Source organism: Mesorhizobium sp. M0848, from assembly GCF_040319805.1.
Taxonomy (GTDB): Bacteria; Pseudomonadota; Alphaproteobacteria; order Rhizobiales; family Rhizobiaceae; genus Mesorhizobium.
This window is the reverse complement of the sequence record NZ_JAMYOM010000021.1, coordinates 32969-53392: the sequence shown is the minus strand read 5'-3', so window position 1 is coordinate 53392 and position 20424 is coordinate 32969. Positions and strand designations below refer to the sequence as shown.

Genomic DNA, 20424 nt, shown 5'->3' with positions numbered 1-20424 from the left:
CGGCCGTGTCGCTAGCGAAGATCGCGGCGCATGACAAGCGCGCCGGTCGGTCCGTGTTCGGCCGATCTGTAGTAATTCGGCCGCTTGCCGACCTCATGGAAGCCCAGCCGACGATAAAGCGCGATCGCCGCGACATTGGTCTCATCGACCTCGAGGAACAGCGCTTCGGCGCGCTGCGCGTGCAGTTCGCGCAACACCGCGTCCATCAATTGCCAGCCCAACCCCTGGCGACGATGCGATCGCGCCACCGCGACGGTCAGGATCTCGCCCTCGCCTGCCGCAAGCCTCGCCAGCACGAAGCCGACGGGCGGCTTGGAGCCCTGCCCGGTTTCGCGCGCGGCATAGCCGAACACGGTGTCCTGTTCGAGCAGGGCGGCGAATTCGCCATCGGTCCAGGGGCGGACAAAGTCCTCGCGATGCAGCAGCGAGACCGCCGGACTGTCGGCGATCCTCAGCGGCTCGAGCGCGTAGTCCCGGCGGCGTGGTTGGAGAAAAGGTATGCGCATTTATCTTTCTTGCCTTGATAGAATAAAGCCAGCCTGCGGCTTGGCGTCGGCGCCGCGCATATAGAGTGGTTTCGGCCGTTCGCCTGCGCCCTTGGCGGCAGCCAGGCGGGCGTAGGTGACAATGTCGGCGGTGGCTGTCCGAGGGCCGACATCAAATTCGCGCCCGGCCGATGCGCTGATGAGCGCTGCCGCGGTGCCGGCAAGCACCGGAGACGTTTCCATCGCCATGGCCACCACGTCAGCCAGCGTGGCCACGGCCGGACCGTAAGCCAAGGCTGACGTTTCGTCGTAAAAGGCGGCGTGGATCTCCTCACGGCCGGCATCGAGCGCCGCCAGCACGGCGCGACCGGGAAATGCGGCTGCTGCTTCGGCGGCCAGCGCCTCCAGGGTCGTCACCCCGATCGCCGGTATCTTCAGCGCCAGCGCCAGGCCACGCGCGGTCGAGACGCCGACCCGCAGACCGGTGAAGGAACCGGGGCCGACAGAGACGGCAATGGCGCCAAGACCGGCATAGTCGGTTGCGCTTGCCTCCAGCGCTTCGGCTGTGACCGCCATCAGGTGCTCGGCATGGCCCTTGCCGAGATCGAGCACCGAGCGGCCAAGCTCCCGCTTCGCCACAGCATCATAGACGCAAGCGGCGCAAAGGTTGGCGGCACAGTCGATGGCAAGCAATTTCATGAGGCAACCGGTTCGAAAAACAATTCCCTGTGCCCGCCACGGCCCGCCACCGCAAGGGGATAGTGCATAATTCGTTAAACGGCTTCGCTGGTAGACTATGCGGCCTGTTCGATGCGCAGCATGTGGTTGTCCCAGACATAGTCCGGTTCGGAGCGTGTCGCGCCGCTGCCCTCGACGATCTCGCCGGCGCCGGTGGTGGCCATGAAGCCGGTTCCATCGGGGGCCACGCCGCAGACCTCGACCAACGCGCTGTTCGCAACGACCCGGCCGCTGGCCGCATCGATCACGACAAGCGAGTTGCCTTCCGGCGAGGAAACGGCGACGGTTCCGGCAGCCCGATTGGCCGCGACCGAGCCTATGTAGTTGCGGAAGCCGGACAAAACGTCCTGCGGCATGTCGAGCAACTGCAGATCCTTGCCGCGCGCGGCGCGACCGACCAGCAATGGACGATCGCTGCCCGGTCCCCGGTACTGGCAGCCGAACCAGACGCTTCCGGCCGGATCGGTGTCCATGTGGCGGATCGACAGCTGATGCAGTGCGGCCGGCAATTCGTGTTTCTCGATGACATAGCCGGTAACGCGGTCTATCAGCACATAGGACGGCTTCATGGTGGCGATGTTGAGCTCGGCGCGGCCGTAATCCGGATGGGTCTCGATGCCGCCATTGGCAACAGCGATCGTCCTGCCGTCGCCCAGCAGCAGAAGCTCGTGCGGACCCATGCCGTAGGTCGGGAACTCACTGATGCGGCTGAATTTCGCCCGCGCGTCGTAGACGCCGACGACGCCGGCAGCATTCTCGAAGTCGTTTTCGGTGGCATAAAGCAGCGCCCCGTCGGGCGAGAACACGCCATGGCCGAAGAAATGCCGGCCGGCGATGCTGGCGATGGTCAGCGGCGCGTCACGGCCCGAGTGATCGAAAACCACGGCGAAGGTGCCGGGCTGACGCGCGAAGACCACCGAGCGTTTCGATATGGGATCGAAGGTGACATCGTGGCCGCGATCGGGCAGGTCGATCGCATGCAGGAGCTTGCCGGCCTCGGACAGGACGGCAGCGCCAAAGCTGCCGTCGCGTTTGACGAAAGCGGTGGCGAAGACGGCGTCGGCCGCAAGCGTCGTTGCCCAGGCCGACGGCGCCATTGCCGCGGCAAAGCCGATACCCGCAGCCCTCAGGAAATCGCGGCGATCGATGAGGGAGGTTTTCAAGAGACTATCCTCCCCTGCACTGGCTCGCTCCAGGACACGGTGATTATTACGGATCGGAGCTGACGCTTGGCACCTACCGATTCTTGGAATGATCCATCGCAGACATTGGAAGTTGGCCGACGCCTCCGGAACTTCGTCATCCACGGGCGGAGCAGGAGCGAAGCTCCGTCGCGGAGACCCGAGGATCCATGCCGTGACCTTGACCGTCGGGTGCAACGGAGCAAAATTCTGGACCGCGGCAGCGCTTTGAAGTCGCGGCATGGATCCCGGGGTCTGCGCTGCGTCGCTTCGCTCCTTGCTTCGCCCCAGGATGACGAAGCTATGGGCGTTTCGGCCAATCTCAAGGTCATGCTCAGTCCCCATCCAGCGACGAGAAGCCGGCGGTCAGGCCGAATTCAGCGGTCAACCTGGTGCCGATCAAGGTCGACAGGCTGGAGGTGATCAGCGCGAAATGGTCGAGTTTGTCACGCAGTGTCGGATCGGCGAGCGCCTTGTCGATCGGGCCCTGAATGGACTTTGCGGTGGCGACACCGTTGACCAATTGGATATGGATCGATTGGGCCATCCAGCGCGCATCGGGCGGCAGGGCGTCGCCAAGCTTCGAGGCCTGGAACAGCGTGTCGATGCCGGAGAGATTTCCAGCCAGCGAATTGGTGGTGTTTTGCGAGCGCCAGTAGATTGCCTGTTTCGGCTTGTCCGCATCCGGCTTGCCGCCGAAAAACCCTTTCAGGCGCACGTCGCGGACCATTTCCAGTTCGTTGATGAAGACGCCGACCAGTTCCGTCACCGCTTCGTTGCCGTCGCGGTAGAGCGGGTTCTGCGACCCCGGATTGGCCCAAAGGGCTGGAAAGCCGCCCGGCTTGTTCCAGGCGGCGCTGACCTCGCCGGCCATGGTTTCGATGTTGCCGGCAACAGCAGTGCCATAAGCGCAGCGGTAGGGATCATCCTTGCCGGCAAGTGCATCGGCGCCGTCGCCGTAAAGAACGAATTCGAGCGCGCCCAGCCCCTGCATGGCAACGCTCTTGCCAGCCAGTTGTGCCGGATCGGTCGCGGTCGGATCCTTGGCGGACAGCGCCGCCTGTACCTGTTTCAGGCCGATGCTCTTGCGATCCGGCCAGAACAGCATGCGTTCCAGCCGGTTGTTCTCCTTGATCGGTCCGAAGCCGATGATTTCGGCTGACGACCAGGCATAGACGGTGGCGGAGAATTCGGCGCGTGCGGCATCGAGTTCTCCTTGCGAGGGCGTGACGCACAGCTCGCGCATGGATCCGGTCAAGGCTTCCGCATGCTCGTGCAGGCCGGCATAGGCCGGGCGGACGAAGCCATCGATCGCGCGCTGGATGATATCGGAGGCTTTGACCGCCGCCGACGCAGGGACAACGCCCAGCAGAGCCAGCGGAAGAACGAGAAACAATGCAGAACGCTTGAACATCACAGTGACTCCAGGAATTTGAGCAGCGCATTGCGGTCGGCCGCATTGGCTGCGGCAAAGCGGTCGCGCGCTTTCTGCGCCTCGCCGCCATGCCACAGGATCGCCTCGGTCAAGCTGCGCGCGCGCCCGTCATGCAGGAAGAAGGAATTGCCGTTGACCGTCTCGGTCAGGCCGATGCCCCACAGTGGCGGCGTGCGCCATTCATTGCCCGTCGCATCGCCCACAGCCTGGCCGTCGGCCAGATCTGGCCCCATGTCGTGCAGCAGGAAGTCGGAATAAGGCCAGATCAGCTGGAAGGCCTGCGCTTTGTTGGGCGTGTCGCGGCGCGTGACAAATTTCGATGTGTGGCAGGCAATGCAGCCCATCTCATAGAAGACCTTCTTGCCTTTGAGAACTTGTGGGGCGTCGAGATCCCGGCGCGCCGGCACGGCCAGGTTCTGCGAATAGAAGGTGACGAGATCCATCACCGGCGGCGGCGCCTCGACCGGGCCAAGGCGCTGCTGCACGCCGTTCGGCATGGCGAGGCATTTTGCCTCCGCAGCAGTGCAATCGCCCCAATGCTTCGGCTCTTCGGGCGTCGAGATGCCGATGTCGCCGGCAAAGGCATCCGCTGCCTGCTGGCGGATCGACGCGGTCTGCGCCTTCCAGCCGAAACGGCCAAGCGTCAGTTCTCCGTTCAGGCTATCGCGCACGATGTTCGGCCTGCCGGAAATGCCGTCGCCGTCCCTGTCGTCCGGATCGGCGTGGGCGAGAATATCAGCCGGCGCGATCTGTTCGATCAGGCCCAGGCCGACCATCGGCGGCGTCAGGCGCGGCGACAGCGTGGTGCGTGGGTCAAGCGGCCCGTAGCCAAGGCCGTCAACCGAATAGCTCGGTTTGCGCAAGGAGATCACTGTGCCGTCCGTCAGCTCCACCTTACGTTCCTGATAGTCGATGTGCATCCTGCCTTCACCGGGCAGGCCGGGCACGGCGAGCTCCTGCAATTGCCTGCCATAGACCGGGTCGGGGAAGTTAGGCACCTCGTGGTCGGCAAGCGCCTCCCTCTCTTGCGCGCTGCTGGCGTCGCGGGCCAGCCGAAGGAACATCGACGTGGTGCCGGCGTCGCCTTGCGGCGGGCGGCCGCGGCCATCCTTCAGATGGCAGTTCTGGCAGGCGCGTTCGTTGAACAGCGGGCCGAGCCCGTCCGAAGCCTGCGTCGAGGATGGCGACGAGACCCAATTCTTGCGGAAAAGGGCATTGCCGAGCTTGAAGTCGCCCTCTTCCTCGAAGGTGATGTTGGCCGAGGATTGCGAGAAGGAATCGCGGCTGACGTCCTTTCGGGACGTGCCGGCGCCACCTTGCATCAGTTCGAACTGCTCTGGCCTGGAAAAATCCGTGGTCGGCCTGGTGACGGCGATGACGCGCGCCTGATCCTTCGCATTGAGGTCGGTGCGCGTGACGGCGAGGCCGGCCGGCTGAATATCACCCGCCATCGCCGAAGAGGTGAGTGCCAACACGAGCATGACATAGTGCCGACGCGCCAATCCGGCTGACGTCTTTGGAAGGGACGGCGAGCCATCGGCCCGCCGCGAGCGGCGCACGAATTCTAGCAGGCGCCGCATTCCCGCATGCCCTTACTCCGCCTCGTCCGCCGATGCGGCGTTGAGCTGGCCGTATTTCTCCTCGCCGATCGAGGCAAGCAGGTCGAGTTGCGTCTCGAGAAAGTCGATGTGGCCCTCCTCGTCGGCGAGCAATTCCTCGAACAGCTTCATCGTCACGTAGTCGCCGGCGTCGTTGCAGATTTCGCGCGAACGCTTGTAAGCGGTACGTGCATCATATTCGCTGGCAAGGTCGGATTCGAGCACTTCCTTGACGTTCTGCCCGATGCGCAGCGGCGCCACGGACTGCAGGTTCGGATGGCCTTCGAGGAAGATGATGCGGGCGACGAGCTTGTCGGCATGGTGCATCTCCTCGATCGATTCCGCCCGCTCCTTCTTTGCCAGCTTGGCGTATCCCCAGTCCTCAAGCAGACGGAAATGCACCCAGTACTGATTGACGGCCCCGAGTTCCAGAAAAAGGGCCTCGTTAAGCCGCTCGATGATCTGCGGATCGCCTTTCATGAATTCTGCTCCCGTATTGGACGCGCAGGCCTCTGACGCGATCCAGGTGTGAAACGACATCCACGCCGCTCGCCTCCGAGCGGGCGTGGTAATTTTCGGTGACCCGAATGATCGTTTCCACCACATTTGGGAAGCAGCCGCAACAGCGACCGCGCTTTTGCATGGCATGATAGATCTTCGCCGGCACGATCAGCTGCCAGGGATCCTGGTCCAGCAGCCCGACGATCGTCTGCTCGATCTCCTTCTCGGTGATGATATTGCAATGACAAATCAGCATTGGCTTGCTCGGCTGGCTGACGGCGTCTCCCGCGCCGTGTGGCTTGATTTTCTAGCGGAGGCCGTTCCAGAGCCGGTTTTCCGGCTCCCGGATCAGTCACCTGTCTTTCGACCCTTACTTGAACACCTTGTCCGGCGCGTCGAGGCTATCGGACCCTTCGAAGGCGATGGTGCTGAGCTTCAAGGAGCCGACGGCGCGCTCAATCGACTTGGTCTGATCGATCAGCGCATCGATCGCCGCCTGCACGGTGGCGTTGCCCTCAATGTTGCCCTCGGCGATCTGCTGGTCATAGGCCTCGCCGGCCAGTGCACGCGCCTTGATCGCCTCCATCTTGGCGACCGAAACATCGAGCTTGTCAGACAGTTCCTTGTCGATCGCCGGATCGGCCGCCTTCACCATATCGGCCACCGAGGGACCCGAAACGACGGTGCCGTCGAGACGCGTGTAGCTCGCATGATAGGCCGCGCGAATGCCGATGGCGTCGTAGAGATGCGAATTGTACGTGTTGTCGGAGAAGCAATCGTGCTCCTCTTCCGGATCATGCAGCAGCAGGCCGAGCTTCATGCGCTCGCCGGCCAGTTCGCCGTAGGACAGCGAGCCCATGCCGGTGAAGATGGTCGAGATCGCCGTGTTCGGCTCGCCATCGACGAGAGCCTTGCGGGCGGCGCCGTCTTCCTTCCAGTTGCCGACCATCTCCTGAAGATCCGAAACCAGAAGGTCGCTGGCCGATTTCAGATACTCGGCGCGGCGATCGCAATTGCCGCCGGTGCAGTTCTGGAGGTCGTAGTCGGTATAGGGGCGCTCGCCGGCACCCGGCCCGGTGCCATGCAGGTCCTGGCCCCAGAGCAGGAATTCGATGGCGTGGTAGCCGGTGGCGACATTGGCCTCGATGCCGCCGGCTCCCTGCAGCGTGCCGGAGAGGAATTCCGGCGAAAGCTTCGATGCATCGACCTTCTTGCCGTTGATCTCGATCTCCTTGTTGGCGATCACATTGGCCGTGTAGAGCGCATTCGCGTCCGATTCGGTGCCGTAGCTCTTGGCGACGTAGTCGATCAAACCTTCATCCAGCGGCCAGGAATTCACCTTGCCTTCCCAGTCGTCGACGATCTTGTTGCCGAAGCGGTAGACCTCGGTCTGCTGGTAGGGAACGCGCGATGCCTTCCAGGCGTCACGGGCAGCGTTGAGGGTTTCCGCCGATGGCGTGGCGAGCAGCGCGTCGACCGCCTTGTCGAGCGCCTGCGCGGTGGTCAGCGAATCCTCATATTTGGCGAGCGCGATGTCGGAATAGGTCTTGATGACGGCCTTTGCATCGGTTTCCGCCTTTGCCGGCAACACGAATACCGCCGCCGTCAGCAGGGCAGTGGCGCCGATCGCCGCAAGCCTGCTGCCATATCGTGCTGTCATAATCACTCTCCAGTTTCTCGGAAATTCTGTAAACGGCGCGCACAGCAACCGGCGCCAGGCCATCTGCGGGCCATTGGGCGCAAGAGATGCCGCGCTAGCGCGCGGTTCGCGGAAGAAAGACACCAAAATGCCTCCAATCGAAAGGGTTCAAGGCCCAGACATTAAAGGGATGCGCTGACGCGCGAGCTTCCATAAAGCTGCGACATCGTCGGATGTCAATGACAATCCGTAGGAAAAGTCAATTGAAACAACAGTTTAGAATTATTCTAAACTACGACTCTCAACTTATGCGTCTTTCTGCACCGGTCTTGCCGTTGAACTGTACGATTGACAGCTGCCATTCCGGGTGCGACCCGCAAAAGCTCTCTTGCGGCGGCACCAGACAATTGCCACTTGGCGAGACATCCTAGGATAGAAGCGGGATTGGAATGCGATGAAGAACGGTGTGGTCATTGTCGGCGCGGGTCATGCGGGCGTGCAAGCGGCCGCCAGTCTGCGCGAAGACGGCTATGACGGGCCGGTGATCCTCGTCGGGGATGAGGACGAACTTCCCTATCACAAGCCGCCGCTGTCGAAGACTTTCATCAAGGATGCCGAGGCCAAGCCGCAACCCTTGCGCGGCGAGGCCTTTTACACCGGCAGCGCCATCGATTACCGGCCTGGCGTCAGGATCGATCGGATCGATACCCGGCGCCGCAGTTTGGATATTGCCGGCGGTGGTGCGCTGGCCTTTGACCATCTGATCCTGGCGACAGGCTCGCGCCCGCGCACGCTGCCGCTGCCCGGTGCCGACCTGTCCGGTGTGCTGTCGCTGCGCTCGCTGGCCGATGCGCGGCTGATCCGCGACCTCAGCGCGCAAAGCGACGAAATCGTCATCCTCGGCGGCGGTTTCATCGGGTTGGAGATAGCAGCCACACTGCGGGCCACCGGCCGCACGGTGACAGTGGTGGAGGCCGTGGACCGGCTACTCGGCCGCGCCGTGGCGCCGGTGGTGGCGAGCCACGTCCGGCAACGGCTGGAAGCGACAGGCGTGCGCATTCTCACCGGCACCTCGATCGCCAGGCTCGATGGCGAAAACGGTCATGTCACGGCCGCCATCACCTCGTCAGGCGAAAGGCTGCCGGCGCGCATGGTGATCGTCGGCATTGGTGCCATGCCGAATGTCGAACTGGCGCAGTCTGCAGGCCTCGGCATCGCCAACGGCATCCGCGTCGATCATCAGATGCGCACGTCGATGCCGGAGATTCTCGCCATTGGCGATGCTGCCTCCTACCGTCACTGGTTCACCGGCGGCGACGTGCGGCTGGAATCGGTGCAGAACGCCACCGATCAGGCGCGGCTTGCCGCGCGCACGATCACCAGCCATGCCGACGCCTATTCGGCGGTGCCCTGGTTCTGGTCCGACATCGGCGACATGAAATTGCAAATGGTCGGCCTGACCGCCGGCGGCGACAGCCATGTCGTGCTGGGCGACCTGCCCGAAAACAAATTCTCGATCTACCACTATGCCGGCGACCGGCTGCTCGGTATCGAATCGGTCAACCGTCCCGGCGACCACATGCTTGGCCGCAAGATGCTCGGCGCCGGCTTTTCGCCGACGCCGCAGACCATCGCGGCTGGCCCCGAAGGACTGAAAGCGGCACTGGCCGCTTTCCTCGAGAAAGAGCCCGCCAGAGCGGTTGGATAATTCCGGCCCTCAGGCCGACACCTTTACCGATCAGGCGGCGCAGACTTCGCGGATCGAGCTTTCCAGGATGTCGAGCGCTTCGTTCATGACTTCGTCCTGGATAGTGATTGGCGCCAGGAAGCGGATGACGTTGCCGTAGACACCGCAGGTCAGCAGGATCAGGCCCTTGTCGAGCGCCTTCAACCGGATCGCATTGGCGATCTCGGCCGACGGCAGGCCCTTCTTGACGTCGTTGAACTCGACCGCGTTCATGAAGCCGAGGCCTCTGATGTCGACGATCTCGGGCACGTCGTCGCGGATCGACTGCAACCGCTGCTTCAGCCTTGCGCCCAGCGTGTTGGCGCGGTCGCACAGGTTTTCGTCCTCGATCACGTCGAGCACGGCGTGCGCGGCGGCAACGCCGATCGGGCTGCCGCCATAGGTGCCGCCTAGCCCGCCGGGGCCGGGCGCATCCATGATTTCGGCGCGGCCGGTGACCGCCGCCAGCGGAAAACCGCCGGCCAGGCTCTTGGCCATGGTGGTGATGTCGGCCGCCACCTCATGGTGATCCATCGCAAACATCTTGCCGGTGCGGGCAAAGCCGGTCTGCACTTCGTCGGCAATCAGCAGCATGCCGTGCTGGTCGCAAAGCTTGCGCAGCGCAACCAGGAAGTCACGCGGCGCCTCGTAGAAGCCGCCCTCGCCCTGAACCGGCTCGATGATGATGGCGGCGACGCGGGCCGGATCGACATCGGCCTTGAACAGCCGGTCGAGCGCCGCCAGCGAGTCGGCGACCGAGACACCGTGCAGCGGCACCGGGAACGGCGCATGATAGACATCGCCCGGCATGGCGCCGAAGCCGACCTTGTAGGGCACGACCTTGCCGGTCAGTGCCATGCCCATGAAGGTGCGGCCATGGAAACCGCCGGCGAAGGCGATGACCGCCTGACGGCCGGTGGCATTGCGGGCGATCTTGATGGCGTTCTCTACCGCCTCCGCCCCGGTGGTGACGAAGATCGTCTTCTTCTCGAACTTGCCGGGCAGCATGCCGTTCAGCCGTTCGGCCAGGCGCACATAGCTCTCATAGGGCACCACCTGGTGGCAGGTGTGGGTGAAGCGGTCGAGTTGTGCCTTGACCGCTTCGATCACCCTGGGATGGCGATGCCCGATGTTGACGACGGCAATGCCCGACGAGAAATCGATATAGCGACGCCCCTCGACATCCCAGATTTCCGAATTTTCAGCCCGGTCGGCATAGATCTGCGTGGTCATGCCGACACCGCGGGAAATCGATTGGTTCTTGCGTTCGGAAATGGCTGAATTCTTCATCGTATCCCTCACCGGGCCGGCGCCCGTCCTGTTTGATGCCGTTGAGACATCTTCTGACCTTATTTCACGTTTTCCTCAAGTCGGCACCACCGGCAGGCGATTGGGCCTGCGGTGGGCAGATCCCGGCGCTTAACCAGTCAGGCGATACACGTACGAGACCGGTTTCCTTTTCCCGGGGATCGACTATCCTCTGGATGTCCACGAGGCATCGCGACCAGCGAGCCGCCGCGGCCGGGGGAGCCCATGAGCAGGAACGTGACTTCGCCCGTCTCGCAGCCGTCGGTCCAAGCTCCCGGTCTTTTGTCTTTTCCAGCCGCCCCGGCGCTTTTCGCCTGCACGGCTGCGCTGCTTTTGGTCGGCTGCCAGAAGCAGGAAGCGGTGGACAAGAAACTGCAGATCATGGTGCGCACCGAAACGGTGGCGATGGCCGACTATGCGCCAAGGACCTCGCTGACCGGGGTGATCGCGGCGCGTACGCTGAACAATCTGTCGTTCCGGGTCGGCGGTCGCGTCGCCGAACGGTTTGTCGATGTCGGCCAGCATGTCGATCAAGGCACGGTGCTTGCCCGGATCGATCCGCAGGAGCAGGAATCCGATTTGCGCTCGGCGCAGGCCGATCTCGACGCGGCACAGGCGCAATTGACCCAGTCCGCCGCCGCCTTCGAACGGCAGAAGACGCTGCTCGCCCAGGGTTTCACCACCAGGCGCGATTATGACGCCGCGGACCAGGCCCTGAAGATGGCACAAGGCAGCGTCGATGCCGCGCAGAGCGCTTTCTCCAACGCCCAGCAAAACCTGTCCTTCACCGAACTCAAGGCCGGTGCCGCCGGCGTGATTACCGCCCGCCAAGTCGAAACCGGCCAAGTGGTGCAAGCCGCGCAAACCGTCTTCACCGTCGCCGAGGACGGGGACCGCGACGCGGTATTCAACGTGCAGGAGACGCTGATCGCCAAGACACCGGCATCGCCTGCGGTGACGATCACGCTGTTGTCCGATCCGCAGGTCAGGGCGACGGGCAAGGTCCGCGAAATCTCGCCTGCGGTCGACCCGGCTTCGGGCTCGATCCGGGTCAAAGTCGCCATTCCCGACACGCCCGCCGGCATGCCGCTGGGGGCAGCCGTCATCGGCTCGGTAAGCGCCAAACCGGCGAAGGCGATCCTGCTGCCTTGGCAGGCGCTGACGTCCAGCGGCGGCAAGCCGGCGGTCTGGATCGTCGATCCCTCGACCAAGGCGGTGACGATGGCGCCGGTCGAAGTGCTGGCGTTCAATTCGGGCACGGTCGTGATCGCCAAGGGGCTGGACGCGGGCCAGAGCGTCGTCACCGCTGGAGGACAGCTGCTCAGCCCTGGACAGACGATCGAAATATCGGGAGCGGGCCAATGAGCCGAACGCCACGCATCCTGCTCGGCGTGCTCATGCTCGGCGCGCTGGCATCCTGCTCCAAGTCGGAGGAAAAGCCGCCAGAGATCATCCGACCGGTGCTGTCGATGGTGATCGAGCCGCGCACCACGCAAATCTTCGGTTTTGCCGGATCCGTCGAACCGCAGGTCAGCGCCGACCTGGCCTTCCGCCTGCTTGGGCGGGTCGTCTCGCGCGACGTCCAGGTCGGCGACATCGTCAGCAAGGGCACGACGATAGCGGCACTCGATCCGACCGCGCTGGAGTTGGGCCTGCAGGCGGCCAAGGCGGAACTGTCCAATGCCGAGGCGCAGCTCGCCAACGCCGCCGCCAGCGAGGAACGGCAGCGCCAGTTGCTCGCCTCGGCCAACGCCACGCAAGCTGTCTTCGATGCCGCGCAGCAGGCGCGCAAAGCTGCGGAGGCAGGTGTCGAGCGGGCCAAGGCTTCGCTTGCCAAATCGCAGGAGCAACTCGGCTATGCCAGGCTGTTCTCTGATTTCGACGGTGTCGTCACCGCGGTGGGCGCCGAAGTTGGCCAGACGGTCTCGCCCGGCCAGACCATCGTCACCGTGGCGCGTTCGGACCTGCGCGAGGCGGTGGTCGACATTCCCGATCAATTGACCGGTGATCTTGAGGCCGGCACGCCCTTCTAGGTGATCCTGCAGTCGCTGCCGACGATCCAGACCGGGGCCAAGCTGCGCGAGATCGCACCGCAATCCGAGGGCTCGACCCGCACGCGGCGCGTCAAGCTGACGCTCACGGATCCGCCACAGGCCTTCCGGCTCGGCTCGACGGTGACGGCGACCCGCGTGACCAAGGTGGCACCGACGATCGAACTGCCGATGTCGGCGCTGTTCGAAAAGAACGGTTCCGCGAAAGTGTGGATCGTCGACCCGCAGACATCCAGCGTGAACGCACGCGACATCAAGATCGCGTCGAAGAATGGCGTTATCTTCACCGTGGCCGAAGGGCTTGACGCGGGCATGCGTGTCGTCACGGCGGGCGTCCACAGCCTGAGCGAAGGCCAGAAGGTGAAAGTGCTCGAGGGAGGCGCCTCATGAAAGGCTTCAATCTCTCCGACTGGGCGCTCAACCACCGCTCCATGGTCTGGTATTTCATGCTGGTCTTCGTCGTGGCTGGCGTGTTCTCCTACCTCAATCTCGGCCGTGAAGAAGACCCCAACTTCACCATCAAGACGATGATCATCCAGGCCAACTGGCCGGGCGCCTCGGTCAAGGAAACCGTGCAGCAGGTGACCGACCGTATCGAGAAGAAACTCGAGGAACTCGACAGCCTCGACTACACCAAGTCCGTCACCACGGCCGGCCAGACCGTCATCTTCGTCAACCTGAAGGACACCACCAAGGCACGCGATGTCGTGCCGAACTGGATTCAGGTGCGCAACATGGTCAACGACATCGGGGCGCAGTTTCCGCAGGGGGTGCAGGGACCGTTCTTCAACGACCGCTTCGGCGACGTCTATGGCAACATCTACGCCTTCACATCGGACGGGCTGACGCCGCGCCAGTTGCGCGACTATGTCGAGGACGCCAGAACAAAAATCCTGACCGTGCCCAACGCCGGCAAGGTCGACCTGGTCGGCGCCCAGGACGAGGCGATCTATCTCGAATTCTCGACCCGCCAGATCGCCGCCCTCGGCCTCAACCAGCAAGCGATCGTGGCGAGCCTGCAGGCGCAGAACGCGATTACGCCGTCCGGCGTCATTCAGTCCGGGCCGGAGCGCATCAGCGTGCGTGTCGGCGGGCAGTTCACCTCCGAGGACAGCCTGCGCGCCATCAATCTGCGCGTCAATGACCGCTTCTTCCGCCTCAGCGACGTGGCGACGATCACGCGCGGCTATGTCGATCCTCCTACGGCGCTATTCCGCTTCAACGGCCAGGACGCGATCGGGCTCGCCATCGGCATGAAACCCAACGCCAACCTGCTCGAATTCGGCGAGGCGCTGCACAAGGAGATGGACAAGGTGCTGGCCGACCTGCCGGTCGGTGTCGGCGTGCATCTGGTGGCCGACCAGCCGGTCATTGTCGAGGAGGCCGTCTCGGGCTTTACGCGCGCGCTGTTCGAGGCGGTCGCCATCGTGCTCGCGGTGTCGTTCATCAGCCTCGGCATGCGCGCCGGCTTCGTCGTGGCGCTGTCGATCCCGCTGGTGCTGGCCATCACCTTCACGGTCATGGCCTATCTCGGCATTTCGCTGCAGCGTATTTCCCTGGGTGCGCTGATCATCGCGCTCGGGCTTCTGGTCGACGACGCGATGATCGCGGTCGAGATGATGGTGGCGCGGCTGGAGGTCGGCGACAATCTGCGCAAGGCGGCGACCTATGTCTACACATCGACCGCCTTTCCGATGCTGACCGGTACGCTGGTGACGGTCGCCGGCTTCATCCCGATCGGCCTCAACAACAGCGCCGCCGGCGAATATACCTTCACCCTGTTCGTGGTCATCGCCGTTTCGCTGCTGGTGTCATGGGTCGTGGCGGTGCTGTTTGCGCCACTGCTCGGCGTCACCATCCTGCCGGCGACGATGAAAACCAAGCATCACGACCAGCCCGGCCGCTTCACCTCGCTTTTCCGGCGCGTGCTTGTCGGCTCGGTGCGCCATCACTGGCTGACCATCATCGTCACCGTGCTTTTGTTTGCCGGCTCGATCGCCGGCTTCGGGCTGGTGCAGCAGCAGTTCTTTCCGCCATCGGACCGGCCGGAGCTGATCGTCGACTGGAACCTGCCGCAGAATGCCTCGATCGCCGATACGCGCGACCAGATGGAGCGGTTCGAGCAGCGGGCGCTGGTCGGCAATCCCGACATCGACCATTTTCGTCCTATATCGGCCAGGGCGCGGTGCGTTTCGTGCTCGCCTATGACGTGCAGCCGGCCAACCCCTATTTCGGCCAGACCGTCATCGTCACCAAGAGCATCGCGGCCCGCAACCGGGTCAAGCCGGCGCTTGAAAAACTGCTGCGCGAGGAGTTCGTCGGCACCGACGCCTTCGTCAAGCCGCTCGAACTCGGGCCCCCGGTCGGCCGCCCGGTGCAGTATCGCGTCGGCGGTCCCGACATCCAGACGGTGCGCGGGCTGGCGCAGCAATTCGCCGGTATCATTTCCGCCAACCCCAAGCTTGCCGCGCCGACCTTCGACTGGAACGAGCCGCAACGCGTGCTGAGGGTCGACGTGCTGCAGGACAAGGCACGCCAGCTTGGCATCACCTCTTCCGACATCGCCAGCGCGCTCAACAGCACCGTCGGCGGCGCTACCATCACGCAGGTGCGTGACGCCACCTACCTGATCAATGTCGTGGCGCGCTCGCGTGGGTCCGAACGCGGCTCGATCGAAACCTTGCAGAACATGCAGCTGCCGACCAGTACCGGCGAGGCGATCCCGCTCGCGGCCGTCGCCAACTTCCGCTACGATCTGGAGCAGCCAACGGTGTGGCGACGCGACCGCATCCCGACCATCACCGTGCGCGCCGGACTGGTCGGCGACGTGCTGCCGGCCACCGTCGTCAACGAATTGAAGCCTTCGGTCGATGCCTTCACCGCCAAGCTGCCGCCGGGCTATTCGATCGCCACCGCCGGCTCGGTCGAGGAGAGTGCCAAAAGCCAAGGACCGATCGCCGCCGTCGTGCCGTTGATGCTGTTCGTCATGGCGACGATCCTGATGGTGCAATTGCAGAGTTTCCAGCGCCTGTTCCTGGTGGTGGCGGTGGCGCCGCTCGGCCTGATCGGCGTTGTGGCGGCCCTTGTGCCGAGCGGCGCGCCGCTCGGCTTCGTCGCCATCCTCGGCGTGCTGGCGCTGATCGGCATCCTGATCCGCAACTCGGTCATCCTGATCGTGCAGATCGAGGATCTCGTCCGGGAAGGCAAGGACCGCTGGGCGGCCGTCATCGAGGCGACGGAACACCGCATGCGGCCAATCGCGCTGACGGCGGCGGCCGCAAGTCTCGCCCTGATCCCGATCGCGCGCGAAGTGTTCTGGGGCCCGATGGCCTATGCCATGATGGGCGGCATCATCGCCGGCACGGCGATCACGCTGCTGTTCCTGCCAGCGCTTTATGTGACGTGGTTCAGGATCAAGGAGCCGAAAGCCCAGGAAGAGCTACCCGTGGAGAGCGGCGAACCGGTGCAAGCTCAGACTTAAGGCTTTGCCGGGTCATTCGTTGTCGTTGGAGGGTACGGGGCGTGACTTGGCGCGTTGCCACGGCGACGATTTTGAGGTGCGCCAGGCATGCCAACCTTTCGGCAAATCGGCCAACTCCACGATGGTTTCATCCAGTTGAACCACCTCTTGCAGGCCTACGAGCATTACCTCGCGTTCATCCCAATCTCGAGTGTCGCTGCTGTAGAATTGCCAACTGCCACCTTCGTCGTTGTAGCTGTCGTCGTCGTCATCTTCATGCACAACGTATGCGATCCAGTCGCCACGTTTAAATAGGCTCTTGTCCGACAACACCGCGAGGTTGGGCGGATCCGCAAACTTCCATTCCTCCATCGGAATCCCTGAAGACGGTTGGTTCTGCACACAGGAAGACGAATTCAGGCGGTTCTCACAAACCCGTCGCTCGCTCTCAGCAGGTTGCGAGTATAGTCCTTCGTCACGCGACGTTCGACGAGATCCGCCGCCGCCAGGTTCTCAACCGCCTCGCCGCTTTGCATCACCATCAGCCGCTCGCACATATGGGTGATGATGGCGAGGTCGTGGCTGACCATCAGGAAGGTCAGCTTGCGCCGCTTGCGTACCTCTTCCAACAGGTTGAGCACTTCCGCCTGCACCGAGGCATCGAGCGCCGAGGTCGGCTCGTCGAGCAGCAGGATCGAAGGTTCGAGGATCAGGGCACGGGCAATCGCCACGCGCTGGCGCTGGCCGCCCGATAGTTGGTGCGAATAGCGGAAGCGAAAGCCATTTCCCAGCCCGACCTCGTCGAGCGCCCGCTGGATGCGCTTTTCGCCATCGGCGAAGCCGTGGATGGCAAGCGGCTCCTGCAGCAGGCGGTCGACGGTCTGGCGCGGGTGCAGCGAGCCGTACGGATCCTGAAAGACCATCTGCACTTCGCGGTAGAAGGCCTTGTCGCGGCGTGGCCCGAGCGTCTTGCCGTTGACGGCGATGCTGCCCGATGCGACCGGCGCAAGGCCGGCGATGGCCCGAAGCAGCGTCGATTTGCCGGAGCCGGATTCACCGACCAGGCCAAAGGATTCACCCGGCTGCACGTCGAGGCTGACGCCCTTCAGTGCGCGAAAACGGTCGAAGATCACTTCCAGCCTGTCGACGGCAATCGCAGAAGTCATGCCGCCCACTCCGGCTTGCGGTCGAGCACCGGCAGCGGGTGGCGGTCGGCACCGATCTTGGGCATGCAATTGAGCAAGCCGCGCGTGTAGGGATGCTGGGCATGGCCGAGTTCGGACGCCTTGAGCTGCTCGACCACCTTGCCGGCATACATGACGATGACGCGGTCGCAGAAGGATGAGACCAGGCGCAGATCGTGCGAGATGAAGATCAGCCCCATGCCGCGCTCACTGACCAGCCGGTCGAGAATGCCGAGCACATCAAGCTGCACGGTGACGTCGAGCGCCGAGGTCGGCTCGTCGGCGATCATCATTTCCGGACCGGCGATCAGCATCATGGCGATCATGGCGCGCTGGCCCATGCCGCCGGACACTTCATGCGGATGCAGGTTGAAGACGCGAGAGGGATCACGGATCTGCACCGCCTCCAGCATGGCCAATGCGCGGTCGCGCGCCTCGGCCTTGCCGACCTTTTCATGCGTGCGCAGCGTTTCGACGATCTGGCGGCCGATGCTCATCACCGGGTCGAGCGAGTATTTCGGATCCTGCAGGATCATGGCGATGCGCTTGCCGCGCAGCGCCCGGCGTTCGCGCGGCGAGACGCTGAGCAGGTCGATGCCGTCGAAGGCGAGCTTGTTGGCCGATATCCGCGCCTGCGGCGGCGTCAGGCCCATGATGGCGCGGCCGGTCTGCGATTTGCCGGAGCCGGATTCTCCGACGATGCCGAGCCGTTCGCGGCCGAGCGAGAAGGAGACGCCGCGAACCGCCTCGATCAGCCCGGTGCGGGTCGGGAAGGTGACGCGCAAATCGTCGACCTCGAGCAGCGTCTTCGTTTCCCTGCTCATTGGTCACCACTGCGGGGATCGAGCGCGTCGCGCAGGCCGTCGCCGAGCAGGTTGAAGCCGAGGCTGACGATGAGGATGGCGAAGCCCGGCGCACCGGCCACCCACCACTGGTCGAGCACGAAGCGGCGCCCCGACGCGATCATCGTGCCCCATTCCGGCAGCGGCGGTTGCGCGCCGAGGCCGAGGAAACCGAGCCCGGCGGCGGTCAGGATGATGCCGGCCATGTCGAGCGTCACCCTGACGATCAGGGACGAAATGCAAAGCGGCATGATATGGCGCAGCACGATGCGGAAGGGCGAGGCGCCCATCAGCTGCACCGCCTTGATGTAATCGGAATTGCGCACCGTCAGCGTCTCTGCCCGCGCGATGCGGGCGTAGGGCGGCCATGAGGTGATGGCGATGGCCAGCACCGCATTCTCGATGCCGGGGCCAAGTGCTGCAACAAACGCCAGCGCCAGGATCAGCTTGGGAAAGGCGAGAAAGATGTCGGTGATGCGCATCAGGATGGCATCGGTCCAGCCGCCGGCATAGCCGGCCACCGTGCCGACCAGAAGGCCGATCGGTGCCGCGATGATGGCGACCAGGATGACCACATAAAGGGTCCAGCGCGAGCCGTAGAGGATGCGCGACAGGATATCGCGGCCGAGATCGTCGGTGCCAAACCAGTGCTCGGTGCTCGGCGCCAGCAGGCGCGCGTTCTTCAGGTCGCCGAACGTCGGAGAATAAGGCGCCAGCACACCGGCAAGGGCGGCAACGATCAGCAAGGCAATGATAATGAGCAGGCCGAGAAAGGCCAGCCGGTTGGCGGAAAAGCGCCGCCACGCCACATAGGCGCGGCCGAGCCTCGCCTGGGTGCGCGAGGCCGGCCGCTCGCTGAGCAGCCAGTCGCGACGAGAGAGAGGACGGGCGTCGGAGGCGGTCATGATGATGCCTCTTGGAGCTGTCGACCCCCACTCCGGCCTGCTTCGCAGACCACCTCTCCCCCGCTCGACGGGGGAGAGGAAAGGCGCGAAGCGTGCGACCGGCTTTTCCTCTCCCCCGGGCAGGGGGAGAGGTGACCCGAAGGGCCGGAGTGGGGGTGATTGGCCGCAGCTGGAGCAATTCCAGGAAAAGTGTGAAACGGTTTTCCGTCCGGAATTGCGTAAAAACAAGGAGTTAGAGCGGGTAGCCGTTTCCGTGAAACGGTGAACTGCTCTAGGCCCGAAAGTGGAATACCTCTGCTCATTGAACCTTCGTCCTCGGATCGAGGACCCGATACAGAAGGTCGGAGAGGAGATTGATGGCGATGAACACCGAGCCGATGACTATGGTGCCGCCGAGCACCGCATTCATGTCGGCGTTCTGCAGCGAGTTGGTTATGTAGAGGCCGATGCCCGGCCATGAGAAGACGGTCTCGGTCAGCACCGAACCTTCGAGCAGCCCGGCATAGGAGAGCGCGATCACCGTCACCATCGGCACCGCCGCATTGCGCAGCGCGTGGCCCCAGATGATGCGGGTTTCCGACAGGCCCTTGGCGCGCGCCGCGACGATATATTCCTGCGACAATTCGTTGAGCATGAACGAGCGCGTCATGCGGCTGATATAGGCGAGCGAGAAATAGCCGAGCAGCGAGGCCGGCAGGATGATGTGGCGGAAGGCGTCGTAAAAAACGTCCCACTGCCCCTGCATCGCAGAGTCGAGGAGATAGAAGCCCGTGATCGGCGTAAAGGTGTATTCGTAGACGATGTCGAGCCGCGCGGGGAAGGCAACCCATTGCAGCTTGGCGTAAAACAGCACCAGCGCCAGCAGTCCCAGCCAGAAGATCGGCACGGAATAGCCGATCAGGCCGATGATACGCACGATCTGATCGATGAAACTGCCGCGCCTGACCGCGGCCAGCACGCCAAGCGGTACGCCGAACAGTGCGCCGATCAGCGTCCCCAGCGTCGCCAGTTCCGTCGTGGCCGGAAGCGCCCGGCGAATGTCGGTCATGACAGGATTGGTGGTCAGCACAGAGACACCGAAATTGCCGTTCAGGGCATTTTTCACATAGATGTAGAACTGCTCGACCAGCGGCAAATCGAGGCCCATCTCGCGGCGCGTGCGCTCGACGACATTGGCCGGCGCCCGGTCGCCGAGCACCGCCAGCACCGGGTCGATCGGGATGACGCGACCGATGAAGAAGGTGACCGCGAGCAGACCAAGATAGGTCGTGATCGCGATGACCAGGAAACGGCCAAGCGATGATGCAATAGCGACGGCACGGGCGCTGCCGCGCCCCGCCGCCACTTCCTTTTCAACCGTGCTCATGCGGC

At 63.9% G+C, this 20424-nt stretch carries 16 protein-coding genes and 2 pseudogenes; 4 read left to right on the top strand and 14 right to left on the bottom strand.

What is annotated here, in order from left to right; translation table 11 throughout:
- Positions 1 to 11: 11 nt before the first annotated feature.
- The 8 genes from rimI to NKH95_RS22935 form a co-directional block, all read right to left on the bottom strand.
- Entirely contained in the window at positions 12 to 506 is a 495-nt protein-coding gene (rimI, locus tag NKH95_RS22970) for a ribosomal protein S18-alanine N-acetyltransferase (RefSeq protein WP_023811416.1), read from the bottom strand.
- Entirely contained in the window at positions 507 to 1184 is a 678-nt protein-coding gene (gene tsaB / locus NKH95_RS22965) for a tRNA (adenosine(37)-N6)-threonylcarbamoyltransferase complex dimerization subunit type 1 TsaB (protein ID WP_023811417.1), read from the bottom strand.
- 95 nt (positions 1185 to 1279) lie between these two features.
- Complete coding sequence (locus NKH95_RS22960; RefSeq protein WP_023811418.1) at positions 1280 to 2386, bottom strand: DUF1513 domain-containing protein; 1107 nt, start codon at positions 2384 to 2386, stop codon at positions 1280 to 1282.
- Between the two features lie 352 nt (positions 2387 to 2738).
- Positions 2739 to 3818 (bottom strand): imelysin family protein, encoded by a 1080-nt coding sequence (locus tag NKH95_RS22955; protein ID WP_352893314.1) that lies wholly within the window; start codon positions 3816 to 3818, stop codon positions 2739 to 2741.
- Complete coding sequence (locus tag NKH95_RS22950; protein WP_352893313.1) at positions 3818 to 5419, bottom strand: di-heme oxidoreductase family protein; 1602 nt, start codon at positions 5417 to 5419, stop codon at positions 3818 to 3820. The genes NKH95_RS22955 and NKH95_RS22950 overlap by 1 nt, the downstream gene beginning before the upstream one ends.
- Positions 5420 to 5431: 12 nt before the next feature.
- Positions 5432 to 5917, bottom strand: a complete 486-nt coding sequence (gene bfr / locus NKH95_RS22945) for a bacterioferritin (RefSeq protein ID WP_352893312.1) — start codon at positions 5915 to 5917, stop codon at positions 5432 to 5434.
- Positions 5883 to 6194, bottom strand: a complete 312-nt coding sequence (locus tag NKH95_RS22940; protein WP_023811421.1) for a (2Fe-2S)-binding protein — start codon at positions 6192 to 6194, stop codon at positions 5883 to 5885. The genes bfr and NKH95_RS22940 overlap by 35 nt, the downstream gene beginning before the upstream one ends.
- A gap of 114 nt (positions 6195 to 6308) precedes the next feature.
- A complete protein-coding gene (locus tag NKH95_RS22935; RefSeq protein ID WP_023811422.1) occupies positions 6309 to 7598 on the bottom strand; it encodes an imelysin family protein in 1290 nt (429 codons plus the stop codon).
- A 433-nt stretch (positions 7599 to 8031) separates the two neighbouring features.
- Here NKH95_RS22935 and NKH95_RS22930 point away from each other — a divergent pair, with 433 nt between their 5' ends.
- Positions 8032 to 9285, top strand: a complete 1254-nt coding sequence (locus tag NKH95_RS22930) for an NAD(P)/FAD-dependent oxidoreductase (protein WP_352893309.1) — start codon at positions 8032 to 8034, stop codon at positions 9283 to 9285.
- Between the two features lie 30 nt (positions 9286 to 9315).
- Here NKH95_RS22930 and NKH95_RS22925 read toward each other — a convergent pair whose 3' ends face one another.
- Entirely contained in the window at positions 9316 to 10593 is a 1278-nt protein-coding gene (locus tag NKH95_RS22925) for a 4-aminobutyrate--2-oxoglutarate transaminase (RefSeq protein WP_352893306.1), read from the bottom strand.
- A 243-nt stretch (positions 10594 to 10836) separates the two neighbouring features.
- Here NKH95_RS22925 and NKH95_RS22920 point away from each other — a divergent pair, with 243 nt between their 5' ends.
- From NKH95_RS22920 to NKH95_RS22910, 3 genes and pseudogenes are all read left to right on the top strand, one after another.
- Entirely contained in the window at positions 10837 to 11976 is a 1140-nt protein-coding gene (locus tag NKH95_RS22920) for an efflux RND transporter periplasmic adaptor subunit (protein ID WP_023811425.1), read from the top strand.
- Positions 11973 to 13052 (top strand): annotated as a pseudogene (locus tag NKH95_RS22915) (efflux RND transporter periplasmic adaptor subunit). Before NKH95_RS22920 ends, NKH95_RS22915 begins: the two are co-directional and overlap by 4 nt.
- Positions 13049 to 16143: pseudogene (locus tag NKH95_RS22910) on the top strand (efflux RND transporter permease subunit). The pseudogenes NKH95_RS22915 and NKH95_RS22910 overlap by 4 nt, the downstream one beginning before the upstream one ends.
- A gap of 12 nt (positions 16144 to 16155) precedes the next feature.
- Here NKH95_RS22910 and NKH95_RS22905 read toward each other — a convergent pair.
- From NKH95_RS22905 to NKH95_RS22885, 5 genes are all read right to left on the bottom strand, one after another.
- Positions 16156 to 16494, bottom strand: a complete 339-nt coding sequence (locus tag NKH95_RS22905) for a hypothetical protein (RefSeq protein ID WP_128304325.1) — start codon at positions 16492 to 16494, stop codon at positions 16156 to 16158.
- A 44-nt stretch (positions 16495 to 16538) separates the two neighbouring features.
- A complete protein-coding gene (locus NKH95_RS22900) occupies positions 16539 to 17288 on the bottom strand; it encodes an ABC transporter ATP-binding protein (RefSeq protein ID WP_352554666.1) in 750 nt (249 codons plus the stop codon).
- Entirely contained in the window at positions 17285 to 18130 is an 846-nt protein-coding gene (locus NKH95_RS22895; RefSeq protein WP_031213315.1) for an ABC transporter ATP-binding protein, read from the bottom strand. Before NKH95_RS22895 ends, NKH95_RS22900 begins: the two co-directional genes overlap by 4 nt.
- Entirely contained in the window at positions 18127 to 19053 is a 927-nt protein-coding gene (nikC, locus tag NKH95_RS22890; RefSeq protein WP_023811431.1) for a nickel transporter permease, read from the bottom strand. The genes NKH95_RS22895 and nikC overlap by 4 nt, the downstream gene beginning before the upstream one ends.
- Positions 19054 to 19351: 298 nt before the next feature.
- Entirely contained in the window at positions 19352 to 20419 is a 1068-nt protein-coding gene (locus NKH95_RS22885) for an ABC transporter permease (RefSeq protein ID WP_128304323.1), read from the bottom strand.
- Positions 20420 to 20424: the final 5 nt, after the last annotated feature.